The sequence below is a fragment of the Colwellia sp. 5_MG-2023 genome (genome assembly GCF_030547795.1).
In the GTDB taxonomy this organism is placed as follows: Bacteria; Pseudomonadota; Gammaproteobacteria; order Enterobacterales; family Alteromonadaceae; genus Colwellia.
On record NZ_JAUOPW010000003.1, the window covers coordinates 1 to 12,918 of the forward strand.

The window sequence follows — 12,918 nt, forward strand, 5'->3', positions numbered from 1 at the left end:
CGTATGCAGCCTCAAGGTGATATTTTACTGGTGTGGCTTGATAATGTTCCGTTTGCTCAACTACTGCTTTGGTTAGAGAGCTTAGCGAATAATGAAGGGTTACAAGTGCAAGCCATTGACTTATCTCAGGGAGATAGCTCTGGTGAAGTACGAGTGCGTCGTTTGCAGCTAGGTAAACAGTAAAAGATTAGCTTTAAGACCGTTACTGATAAACCAAGCGTAGCAATCCAAAAAAATAAGCAACCAAAAATAAGCAACCAAAAATAAGCAACCAAGAATGAGAAACCAAGAATGAGAAACCAAGAATGAGAAATAAGATTGCCATGGGGATTATTTTTTTAATCGCTTATATTGGCTTTTTAATCGCAACATTACCGACCAGCGTTGTGCTGAAATACGTGACCTTACCTAAAAATGTTACGAATAGCGTTTACCTGTCAGGAGTGAGCGGCAGTGTGTGGCACACCCGTATTAACCAAGTAAAGATTAATGGTGCGCCCATTGATAAGGTTGAAGCACAGGTCAGTTTCTGGTCATTATTAAGCTTAACGCCTAAACTCGCCATTACTTTTGGTGACCCATTTAAAGCAGGTCCTGAAGGCAAGTTTGACTTAGCGCTTTCCTCAGAAAAAGCCGCTCTAACAAATCTTAACTTGCTAGTAAGTGCTAACGAAGTAGCACAGCAGTTACCACTGCCTTTACCTATGCTAGCGCAAGGTGATGTTGAATTAACCGTATCTGCAGCAGAAATTGACCTCACTAAAAACAACCAATGTATTAGTGCAACAGGTAATGGTGCATGGTCGAAAGCAGGCATAACCGCTTTAGATAAAACAGTGCCATTAGGTCAACTCAACGCAGACATTAGCTGCGCGAACGGCGTATTAACTTTGGTTATGTCGCCAAAAAATGATTTAGGCTTAACCTTTACCGCATCTGTTGGTCAAAATGGTAAAGCCTCTGGCAAAGGTTATTTAAAGCCGGGCCCTAAGTTTCCAAGCGCCCTTAATGACGCCTTACCTTTTTTAGGCACACCTGATAGCCGTGGTCGTTATCGTTTAGTTTTTTAGTTGGCTAATCACCCTACATACGCCTTAAAAAAGAACATTGCTAGACGAAGGTGAACGACATCATCGTAGGGCGAATTTATTCGCCTAATAAGAACAGGCGACTGAAGTCGCCCCTACATACGCCCTACATTCACCCTGCATACGACCTAACAAAAAACATTGTTAGACGAAGGTGACCAACATCACCGTAGAGGCGAATTTATTCGCCTAATAATAACAGGCGACTGAAGTCGCCCCTACATAGCCCCTACATACGCCCTACATTCACCCTACATATGCCTTAACAAAGAATATTATTAGGCGAAGGTGCTCGACATCACCGTAGGGGCGAATTTATTCGCCTAATAATAAGAACAGGCGACTGAAGTCGCCCCTACATACGCCCTACATTCACCCTGCATACGACCTAACAAAACATTGTTAGACGAAGGTGAACGACATCACCGTAGGGACGAATTTATTCGCCTAATAATTAGAACAGGCGACTGAAGTCGCCCCTACATTCACCTGCATACGACCTAACAAAAAACATTGTTAGGCGAAGGTGCTCGACATCATCGTAGGGGCGAATTTATTCGCCTAATAATTAGAACAGGCGACTGAAGTCGCCCCTACATACGCCCTAACAAAAAACATTGTTAGGCGAAGGTGATCGACATCACCGTAGAGGCGAATTTATTCGCCTAATAATAAGAGCAGGCGACTGAAGTCGCCCCTACATACGCCCTACATACGCCCTTCCTTCGTCATTCCGTAGGTCACTTAATACGGAATCTTGTGCGTGTGATTGTATGCCCCCTAGGCGCATTACTACGCTAAATGTAACAAAATATTCTTGTGTTATTTTCAAATATGCGTATATTTTGTTGCTTGAAATTTTAAGTAGCATTTATACCAATTAAACTTAAGTTTACATTCCTTTATAAATAAAGTTGATAAGTAAAGTTACATGTAAATTAAGTGCTATATAAGCATAAATTGGTAATTAAGCGACTTTAAAATTAATAATGAATTAATTTAAATAAAATGGCGAAAAAATAACATGTCCCGAAATCTATCACGGAAGATTGAAATGAGTAATCTTTCACTAAACAATTCACACTTTATCAGCTCAGCTTTATCGAACTCGCCAAAAAAGGACTTTAAAACAATACTAAGAAATAGTTCAATCATGTTGGCCTTGTCACTATTTTTAGCTGGTTGTAACGACAATAATTCAAATACAGATGATAATACTCCAGTAGATCCTGTTATCACCTTAGACACTGAACTTAGAGAAATCATTACTGCGCAAAAATTAACGGGTGATCCAAGTACTGACCGAGAACTACCTAGCATTGACGACCCACAAGCTCAATTAGGTATGAAATTATTTTATACTAAAAGCTTAGGTGGCGATTTAGATTCTGCTTGTGTTAGCTGCCATCATCCTATGTTAGGTGGTGGTGATGATCTTGCTTTACCTGTTGGTGTAGATGCCGAACAACCTGATTTATTAGGCCCAGGTCGTGTTCACAGTGTTACAGGTGAACATTATTACAGTGGTGCTGCAACTGTACCGAGAAACTCACCAACAACGTTCAACATTGCCCTTTGGGATAACTACATGTTTCATGATGGTCGTGTCGAAAGTTTAGGCAAAACGCCAAAAAAGAACGGTAACGATGGCTTAGGTATTCGCACCCCTGATGTTGCTTTTGGTACCAGTGATAGCTCAGCGGGTATCAATTTAGTTGCCGCACAAGCAAGGTTTCCTGTCACTTCAGACGAAGAAATGAAAAACTACACTAACTTTGAAGGTACAACTAACGCAGAAGTTCGCGATAATTTAGCTCAACGTATTGGTAATTACGGTAACCCATTAGGGGGCATGTTAGCAGTAAATGACTGGTTAGTAGAATTTCAACAAGGCTTTGATGCGCCTGATGGCACGGCAGAAGAATTAATTACCTACAATAACATTGCTCAAGCCATTGCTGAATATGAAAGATCACAAGTGTTTGTAGAAACACCTTGGAAGCAATATGTGCAAGGTGATAACGACGCAATTAGTGAGACAGCCAAACGTGGTGCAAAACTCTTTTTTAATAGCCAAGAAAATGGTGGTGCAAACTGTAGTTCATGTCACAGCGGCGACTTTTTCACTGACGAAGACTTTCATGTTATTGGTATGATCCAACTGGGTCGCGGTAAAGGCGATGGCGAGTCTGGTACTGAAGATTTTGGTCGCTATAGAGAAAGCCTTAACGAAGATGAAATGTTCGCATTTAGAACGCCTTCATTACTCAATGTTACTGCTACAGGTCCGTGGGGGCATTCTGGTGCATCAAAAACTCTTAGCCATGCTATTCGTACCCATTTAAATCCGCAACAAGCATTAGATGAATACGACTGGTCACAGTTAAATCCTGCAATTCATGCCACAGATAGTGTTATTTTCACTCAACGAGCTATTGATAAACTCGTTCAAAATCGCGCTGCAGGTATACCAAGTATTGAAGATATCTCACTCACGGATACTGAGGTTGCTGAATTAGTCGCCTTTATTGAAACATTAACGGATCCTTGTGTTGAAGACAGAGAATGTATGAGCCAATGGATTCTTGATGAGAATGATAATAACCCTGATGGTTTACGCTTAGATGCAATTGATCAAGATGGTAATTATTTATAAGTCATACAAAACACCCAATGCAAGAATTGATTATCATCACCGTAGGGGCGAATTTATTCGCCTAATAATAAGAGCAGGCGACTGAAGTCGCCCCTACATACGCTTTAACAAAGAACATTGTTAGGTCGTATGTAGGTGATCGACATCACCGTAGAGGCGAATTTATTCGCCTAATGATAGGAACAGGCGACTGAAGTCGCCCCTACGTACGCCCTACATTCACCCTACATACGACCTAACAAAAAACATTGTGAGCCGAAGGTGAACGACATCACCGTAGGGGCGAATTTATTCGCCTAATAATAGGAACAGGCGACTGAAGTCGCCCCTACATACGCCCTACATACGACCTAACAAAACATTGTTAGGCGAAGGTGATCGATATCACCGTAGGGGCGAATTTATTCGCCTAATAATGAGAACAGGCGACTGAAGTCGCCCCTACATACACCCTACATACGACCTAACAAAACATTGTGAGGCGAAGGTGATCAACATCACCGTAGGGGCGAATTTATTCGCCTAATAATAATAACAGGCGACTGAAGTCGCCCCTACATTCACCTGCATACGCCCTACATACGCCTCTAGCTTCGTCATTTTGTAGGTGGCTTAATACGGAGTCTTGTGCGTGTGGTTGCATAGTAGTTAATCAACTATTGAGCATAACGAATGGGATTCTGAATCAAGTTCAGGATGACGACGGTTGTTCAGGGTAACAATGGTTGTTTAGCGGGGATTCATGAGTATGGTCAATCCATACTCATGATAATTACAATATTATTAAATCAACACTTAAAGCTACTTACTTGAGTCAGGTTGCGATTTTTTAATATTTTGTGTTTTAAACGCTTTCAAATAATGCCCTGCTTTTTTATTACCTTTTTGATATGCCAGCGTCAATAGTTTTAAACTTTTATCTGAACTTTGTTCAGTTGCTATTCCTTGTTCAAACATCATCGCTAACATAATCATTGCATCGGTATTTCCACCGGTAACTGCTTCATCAAAATATTCAAACGCCTTTTCATAATTTTTATTGAGCAGTTCATATTTACCTAATTCATATTTTGCTAAAACACTGCCATGAGATGCGGCTTCATTAAACCAATGAAGCGCTTTTTCTTTATTATGTAAACTTTTATCTTTAGAGCTGTATAACAACGCTAAGTTAATTTGGGCATTAACAAAACCTTTATTTGCCGCTTTTTCGGCCCATTTAATCCCTTCTTCAATATTTTTCTCTACGCCTTTACCTTCAATATACATTACTGATAAATTAGTCAACCCGTAAGGATCGCCACCTTGACCTGAAAGCAAATAATACTCAAACGCTTTATTTAGATCTTTATTAAATATTTGACCAGTTTCATATAATCGGCCAATTTTATAATGCACGGCTGCACTATTACCTTCTGCTGCTTTGTTTAACCAGAACAAGCCTTTTTCTGTATTCTGTGGTACTCCGCCTTGTCCATAAAAGTAACTAAACCCTAAATTGTATTGCTGTGTTGGAATACCTTTCTCAGCTAACCTTGTCATTGTATCGAATGCTGTACTTTGTGAAAAAGCATTGAATGAGAACGAAAAAACCATAAGAAACGTAATAATACTTAATTGACGCATTGTATTTGTACCACGAGTAAGAAGTATAAAATTATTTGACGAGTACTTTAGCTAAAATACTCACATTTGTAAATTGGGATTCTGAATCAAGTTCAGAATGACGACGATTGTTTAGAATGACGACGGTTATCCACAATGACAGCGAATGTTCAGGGTGGCGGTAGTTGTTCAGAATGACGGATAGAGTCCGTCATTCTGTAAATGGGTTAATAGCAACGCTCGATATTAATCCATTCTAAAATCTAGTTAATTTTTTTAACCCAGGTCGTGAAGTCAAAAATAGGGGTTGTACAATTGACATTTTCTAACTGCCATTGCTGATGTTGATCATCAATTTGATCGATAATATTCCATCTAACTTGGCATTTAGGAAAATTAACTTCATCGTTACTGTCAGTAATGTCAATAATTACCGCATAGTCTTCTTTAGTATAGCTGCCAGTCGCTAAATTTTTGACTTGTAGCTCAGCTAAGGCTGCGTCGTAACATTGCGTTGTACAATTTTCAGTGACTAACGGTTTTGCTACTTTGCCTACCGTGATTTCACCGTCATCAAATTGCCATAAATAGCTGTCGTATAAATTACAACTTTCAACAACGTCTTCTTTTGCTAATTTCTTATCATGACAAAAAGACCAAGCGCCTTGTATGCCTGTACCTGACTTTTGTAATGCAGCTACTGTTTCACTATTGCCTTGTTGCGTAGCAGAGTCCATAGACGCGGTGTCGTTATTTTCACTACAGGCGCTAAGTAATACTGTGCTGACAACAGCCGAAAGTAATAATTTTTTCATCGTGTACCTCTTTGAAATTTTATAAATTAATATAATGAGAAAGTTAGCTAGTTTTATAAGAAAACTGAGTAGATAGATTATAAATAAAAAAGGAGCCCTAGGGCTCCTTTTTATTCACAATATTTGTAACTAATTAATATTTGGTATTTACCAAAATTATTGAGAGTTAACTACTGTGTAAGTTTCATTGTTTAAAAACTCATCAGTAATTTCACTATCAACCTGTGTTTGGAAAACAACTTGTGATGTACCAGCAATAATATTAGCTAGACCAGTACCTTCACCACCTTCAGCAGTTTCAATTAGAATAGTTTTGTAATCTGAGCTAAATGTAGCCGAGAATGTTAAACCAACATTTAAGAAATCAGCTTGACCAAGAGTTGCGTTAGCAGGGCCATCTAAATCTAATTGTAAAATAGCATTAGCTTCATCAAGTGTCATAGTTGGACCAGAGAAAGTACCACCAATAGCAACAGCGTCTAATGCGTTACCCATAGCTGTACCATCTAAGTCAATTGGGTGACTAAATGTAAAGCGTAAAGTTACAATACCATCATCATCACCAGCAGGTGTAGCATTAGCATCAGAGTAACCGATTGTTTGCTTAGTGATAGTAAAGATACCAACATCGTTGTATACCATGAAACGAGGCGCATCAACTAAGTAACGACCGAAACGATCATTAGTTGAATCAGCATCTGAATCTACTGTAAGAGCAGAATTTTCATCACGGTCAAATGTTGCCCAGCTGTTACCTTGTACATCTTCAATATCATCAAAGTTTAATGCTACGTGATTTTCTGCATCGTTATCACCGTTTGAATCAAACAAGAAGATATCATTACTACCGTTTTGGAATAAACCAGAGATAGAAGTTGCATCAACTGCTAACGTTAACTCATTACCAGCAGTATTTAAGCTATAAGCACCTGCCGCAGGGAAAGTAGCTGTAGAGCTTAGTGTTACAGAGTAATCAGTACCAACTGCTGTTAAATCTTTAAAGATTAATGTATCAGCATTAGCACCTGAACCTACAGGTACGATTGTTTCGTTGAAAGTCATAACAACGTTTGAACCATCCCAGTAAGCAGCTGTTACGAACGGAGGCATTGCATCTTGAATAACAACACGTGCTGCTGAGTTAGCATTAGCTAAGTTACCACGAGTATCAACAATTGAACCGTTAGTAAAGTCAATCGCTTCACCGTGATCGTTGTTAGCAAAGTCAACCATATCAGCAACAGTGAAGCGTGCTAAATCTTGACCTGATTTAGGAATAACAGTGTTACCAGCAGTATCAACAGTACCTACGATTAAGTTACCATCGATATCTGTAGTTAAACCATTTAATACACCCGTAAGTGTAAGGTCAACTGACGCTGATTCTAATGGAGAAGTAGTACCTACAGCGATAGTTTCTGAGAAAGCTACACCTAAGCTGTTACCACGTTCAGTCCAAGCAGAATAGCCTGGAGCAGAATATAATGGGTTATCATTAAGGCCATCTGCAATTTTTTCAGAGAATTCAAGTGCAGAGAATTCTTCATAACGTTCAGAAAGGTTAGAACTTGAAGTTGGCGATAAGTGACGTGGTTGGATGTAGATGATTGGGTCACCCTCATCACCAGTAATGCTACCTTCAGTTACTTCACCACCTGAACCAGCAGCACCAGTTCCTGCGCTAGCTGTTGTAGCTGAGTAATCAGCTTCAAGAGCCCATAATTCATAGTTTTCTTGTAAGATAGTTGTAGGAGCAACTTTATCTTCAACAGTTACAGTAAGTGTATCACCAGTCACACCAAATGAACCTGTTGGCGTAAGTAAGAATTCTGCACCGTGAACAGTTTGCGTAATTGGGAATTCAAAATCATTACCAGAGAACGTTGCTGTACCTGGAGTACCAGAACCAGAAACTACAGTAGCTGTAATACCACTTGCATTTTCTACTGAGCCAACGATTACCGCTGTATCATTAACGATAGAAGTAATAGAAGTAGAAGCGAAACGATTTAATAAACGCTCACCTGTATCTAAACCTGCAACAGCATTTTCTTGACCGTTTAAGTTAGAGATTACAGTAGAACCAGCATCACCGTCGTTATCCCAAAGAGGGCTAACAGCTAATAATGAAGAATCTAAAGTTTTAACTAGTTGTTCACCAGTAAGACCTTCTGGCGTTTCAGATGGTGGAACATAAGTACATAGACGTGTACGGATGTAACCAATTTTACCAGTTTGTTGAGAGAATACATCACTTGCGATACCAAATTCAGTACTACCACCGAAGTCAGCGCCTTCATCAATAATAAGGTTATCTGCAAGTGGATCAGCAGAAGTAGCCGAACCATCACCAGTAACAATTACGTTACCGCTAGTATCAGTGTATTGCCATTGTGGGAACCAAACTGAGAAACGTTGACCATCGTCTAATGCATCAGCAAGAACAACTGTTAACGACATACCGTCAGCAGCTAAAGTTACATTTGGTGTACCATCAGTATTAAGAGCAACATCTAATTCAATTTGTGCAGAAGCTGTACCGCTTGCTTTTGTAACAACAACGTCTGATGCGTCGAAGTTTGCAGCTGACATAGCTTCGTTAAAGTTAAGTGTGATACCTGTAGTACCATCAATACCTTTGCTTAATACAACATATTGATAATTATCAGCAGCTTCAATTGTATCAATTGAACCAGCTACACTTGCAATGTATGGTTCAACATCGTCGTTAGACGTGATCATACAAACATTCATATCGCCAAGGTTGTTTACGATACCTTCAGAAACAGTGCTAACGCCACCTAATTCAAATTCAGTAGGAGTACCAGTATTTGTTACTGAAGTATAACCTTCAACTGCTAGAGTTAAATCAGAGTCAGTAGGTAATGCATCAAAAGAGAAAGTACCATTTTCGCCAGTTACTGTAGTAAATGTTGGAACACCTAGGTCTACACTAGAATTACCGTTTGTACCTGTAGTAGTTACTGCAGTAAAGTCTAAAGCAACTTTAACGCCAGCTGGTAAAGCAGCACCTGTGTTACAGTCACGTAAAACACCAGTTACTTGAGCTGAGAACATTGGTAAGTTAGCTGTTTCTGCTTGTGCTAAGAAACCGTCAAACCAAGTGATTTGCTCACCGTTATTGGTAGAATCTTCAGTATTAGAACCGTTGTTACCAGAATCAATCTGGATATTATTAGTAGTTACACTTACTGTACCGCTAGCATAGCCGTCTGGGCCTGTAATTGTAACTGTGTAAGCTGAACCATTGCTTGTAGTATTATTAGAACCATCTACACCAGATAATGGAACACTAGTAAAGTGGTAGTAACCACTCGCATCAGTTGTTACTGTGCTACCAGCTAATGACACTGTAGCGCCCATTACTGGTAAACCGTTAGTATCTAGAACAGTACCTTGTACAGTACCTGTACCTTGTGCTTGCTCACTTGTGTTACCACCATTGTCTTCAACTACAGTTTCTGAAGTTGATGTATTTGCATCGCCGTCTGAATCGCCACATGCTGCTAAGCCTAAACTTAGTACAACAGCGAGTGCTACTTTTGTTTTATAAAATTGAGTTTTATTAACCATTATAGTGTTCCTATCACTTAAATATTACTTTAATACTTCATATGCCAACATATGAGTACATTTAAATCGTGTTTTCGGTTTACAACATTATCATGCTTTACGCACAAAAAGTATCTGCCATCATGTTTTTATTGGCAAATATTTTTTGTTGTAGAAACATGTTGTTCATAGTTTTAAACCTGAAACAATATCATGTTGGAATTCTGCTTCAAACTGAACTTTACGCAACAAATCACAAAATACGTAAAACAAAATATCACCTACAACCTACATGTTTCAAAAAGATAGTAACTTTATATTTTTTAATAATCAACACATAAAGTTAATTATTTCTTATATATAAGCGACAAATTTATTATAAATTGTAATTTGTTGTAATCTGGTGATCAGATCTGGCTATTGCTTGTTGTGCAAGCTTGCTATTTCAGCATTTGTCAACCGTCTATATTGACTAGAGCAACTACTGTACAAGCCTTTAGTATCAATAGCTGCACGTAATCCCCCCAAAAAACCTTAAGATGAAATCGATTGCACTCGTTGTAAACTAACGAGCTAATCACACGGTAATAGTGTGCTAAACAGTGTACGAGAAAAAAGTTCCACCTAAGATGTTACCTGTTGTTTCGTATGTTATTTTTTTGTTAAATTTTTGTTGGTTCCCACATAGTTTTCTATGACTTTATTCTTCAACTTTAACTTTGTTCTTTTATTACCTTACTGTTTATTGTGTGTAACATTATCGCTGTTTATTTGAACTTATGTACCTTATTCATTGGTTGATTGCACTCAGCAGCACTGGTTATTCTGGGCTGAGCTATACCTACTACACCTACTACTCCTACTATTCTCACTATAGCTACTATACCTAGCGACAGGGCGGCACTGATTTTTTTGGTGGGGTTGATGAGGAATGCTGAACTCTGCTTATTAATAGCAATGTAGTTGATAAAAAATTTTAAAATACCCCAGCTGATGAATTAACTATGATAAAAAAGAGTTGGTAAAACGGTTATATTCATATTAATGGTGATTTTAACGAATAAATTATGAAATTATAGCGTGTTACCTTACGCTATTTTAGCGTTACTTCATTAGTAGTGTGCTGAGTTTTTTTGTTTTGTCGCTTATTTTTGTAGTTTGTTTTTATCGCTTTAATTGTGCTTTTTATTGCCGCATTATATTGGTGCTTATATTGACGGCTTAACATTACTTTTTTTATTTACTCTTAATCATTAATGCTAAATCTAAAGACTTATATAAGTGCGATAAAAAGTGCGATAAAAAGTGCGATAAAAAATAATATAACAGTGCTTAGCTATAATTCTGCTAATACTCTTTAGCACTTATTAATTAAGTTTGCTTTAGCAGCCGAGCACTATGTTGGTAATTAGCCCGTTGGAATTTCTATTTTGGCACTTGGTAATAATTGTTGATACTTTTGTGCTAACGCTTGTTTCGCGTTTACGTCACCATGCACTATTTTTATATGCTGCGGTTTATGATGCATACGCTTAACAAAATTAACGAGGCCATTTTGATCGGCATGGGCGGAGTATCCACTAATAGTATGCACCATGGCATTAATTGTTACCCGGTTACCATCAATATAAACATAACCTTGTTTATTGGGCTGTGCGAGTGTTGGCCCGTATTGTTGAATACTGCGCCCCAAGGTTCCTTGTGCTTGATAGCCAACAAAAAGCACATCGGTAGTGCTGTCAGTTAAGAACTGCTTAAGGTAATTGACTATTCTGCCACCACTACACATACCACTCGCGGCTATAACAATAGCGGGTTTGGGGTTAGTGAAATTTCGCCCTTTGGCTAGATAAGCGATAGTGTCAAGGTGCTCTTGATGACTATTAACGGTATAAAGCTGTTCAAAGTTTAAAGGATGACGACCAGCCTTAAGTTTACGTTTCGCTTCCTTGTCCCATAAGGTTTTAAAGTTTCGATACTGTTCAGTAAATTTTGCCGCCATAGGTGAGTCGACAATAATATCGATGTTTTGCCACATTGTTGCCAGCTGATAGGCTTGAGCTGCTGGCTTTGTTTTTTGTTGAGATTTTTGTTGCTGGGAGCGTTGTTGCTCAAAGATGATTCCTTCAAGTTCGTACAATAACTCTTGTGTTCTACCAATGCTAAAGGCTGGAATAAGTACCACACCATTGTCGGCCACGGCTTTTTCTATAATATGTTGCAATTGTTGGCTACGCGCTTTTCTACCTTGATGGTTTTTATCACCGTAGGTTGATTCTATAATTAAGGTGTCTGCGCGGTAAGGACTTTTAGGTGCTGGTAATAAAGGTGCATATGGCGCACCTAAATCACCAGAGAATACAATGCGATGTTTATGGTTAGTCGCGGTTATTGTTGGTGTTGCTATTTCTACTTCTATATAAGCAGAGCCTAAAATGTGTCCTGCCATTTGAAATTTAACTTTAGCGGTTGTGCCTAATTTACTCGCGACAGCTTTATTAGTTAAGTCTATCGTTTGCCATTGTTTATAACCTACGGGGATAAGTTGTGTTTTTAACAACCTTAAGCAGGCATCAATAATTGATTTATTGCGAGTAACACCAACTTTTAAAGCATCTTCAATGACCATAGGTAATAATTGAGCAGTCGCTTTAGTGGCATATATTGGCCCACGAAAACCTGCCGCGAGTAAATAAGGTATTCGACCAACGTGATCAATATGGCAATGGGTAACAATGAGTGCCCGTACTGTGCTTATGTCAAAGTCGATAGCAAGTTGTGCGGCATTGTTCACCTCGCTATTGGATTCAAGGCTAAAGTCCGCATCTTTTTCTGTACCTTGAAATAAGCCACAGTCAATAAGGAGTGAGTTTTGTTTGTTGATATGCAGTTGGTGACATGAGCCAGTTACACCATTTACCGCACCGTGATGTTGAATGTTCATAAATAATCCTTTGCTTATGTTTTTCGAGTATAGCTGATCTTTAGCATATTTACCGTCTTGGACGGTTGTCATTCTGAATAACGGTCGCCTGTTTTTATTATTAGGCGAATAAATTCGCCCCTACGATGATGTTGTTCACCTTCGCCTTAACAATGTTTTTTGTTAAGGCTTATGTAGGGCGTATGTAGGGGCGACTTCAGTCGCCTGCTCTTATTATTAGGCGAATAAATTCGCCCC

The 12,918-nt window shown here is 38.8% G+C and carries 7 protein-coding genes; 3 read left to right on the plus strand and 4 right to left on the minus strand.

What is annotated here, in order from left to right; translation table 11 throughout:
* The 3 genes from gspM to Q4496_RS03220 all read left to right on the plus strand — a co-directional run.
* On the plus strand, positions 1-183 hold a 183-nt coding region (gene gspM, locus Q4496_RS03210), incomplete at its 5' end, for a type II secretion system protein GspM (RefSeq protein ID WP_303555921.1).
* Between the two features lie 122 nt (positions 184-305).
* Positions 306-1,070 (plus strand): type II secretion system protein N, encoded by a 765-nt coding sequence (locus Q4496_RS03215; RefSeq protein WP_303609919.1) that lies wholly within the window; start codon positions 306-308, stop codon positions 1,068-1,070.
* Between the two features lie 1,072 nt (positions 1,071-2,142).
* The gene (locus Q4496_RS03220; RefSeq protein ID WP_303609920.1) at positions 2,143-3,744 is read left to right on the plus strand and encodes a cytochrome-c peroxidase; all 1,602 of its coding nucleotides are present in this window, start codon (positions 2,143-2,145) and stop codon (positions 3,742-3,744) included.
* Between the two features lie 801 nt (positions 3,745-4,545).
* Here the strand turns inward: Q4496_RS03220 and Q4496_RS03225 are convergent.
* From Q4496_RS03225 to Q4496_RS03240, 4 genes are all read right to left on the minus strand, one after another.
* Complete coding sequence (locus Q4496_RS03225) at positions 4,546-5,370, minus strand: tetratricopeptide repeat protein (RefSeq protein WP_303609921.1); 825 nt, start codon at positions 5,368-5,370, stop codon at positions 4,546-4,548.
* A 242-nt stretch (positions 5,371-5,612) separates the two neighbouring features.
* Complete coding sequence (locus tag Q4496_RS03230; protein ID WP_303609922.1) at positions 5,613-6,164, minus strand: hypothetical protein; 552 nt, start codon at positions 6,162-6,164, stop codon at positions 5,613-5,615.
* A 156-nt stretch (positions 6,165-6,320) separates the two neighbouring features.
* Entirely contained in the window at positions 6,321-9,758 is a 3,438-nt protein-coding gene (locus tag Q4496_RS03235) for a carboxypeptidase-like regulatory domain-containing protein (RefSeq protein WP_303609923.1), read from the minus strand.
* Between the two features lie 1,387 nt (positions 9,759-11,145).
* The gene (locus tag Q4496_RS03240) at positions 11,146-12,681 is read right to left on the minus strand and encodes an MBL fold metallo-hydrolase RNA specificity domain-containing protein (protein WP_303609924.1); all 1,536 of its coding nucleotides are present in this window, start codon (positions 12,679-12,681) and stop codon (positions 11,146-11,148) included.
* Between the last annotated feature and the right edge of the window lie 237 nt (positions 12,682-12,918).

Excerpts from the sequence above, each read along its gene's own strand:
- Q4496_RS03240 (WP_303609924.1), bottom strand. The coding sequence starts at position 12,681 with ATGAACATTCAACATCACGGTGCGGTAAATGGTGTAACTGGCTCATGT.
- Q4496_RS03215 (WP_303609919.1), top strand. The coding sequence starts at position 306 with ATGAGAAATAAGATTGCCATGGGGATTATTTTTTTAATCGCTTATATT.
- Q4496_RS03230 (WP_303609922.1), bottom strand. The coding sequence starts at position 6,164 with ATGAAAAAATTATTACTTTCGGCTGTTGTCAGCACAGTATTACTTAGC.
- Q4496_RS03225 (WP_303609921.1), bottom strand. The coding sequence starts at position 5,370 with ATGCGTCAATTAAGTATTATTACGTTTCTTATGGTTTTTTCGTTCTCA.
- Q4496_RS03220 (WP_303609920.1), top strand. The coding sequence starts at position 2,143 with ATGAGTAATCTTTCACTAAACAATTCACACTTTATCAGCTCAGCTTTA.
- Q4496_RS03235 (WP_303609923.1), bottom strand. The coding sequence starts at position 9,758 with ATGGTTAATAAAACTCAATTTTATAAAACAAAAGTAGCACTCGCTGTT.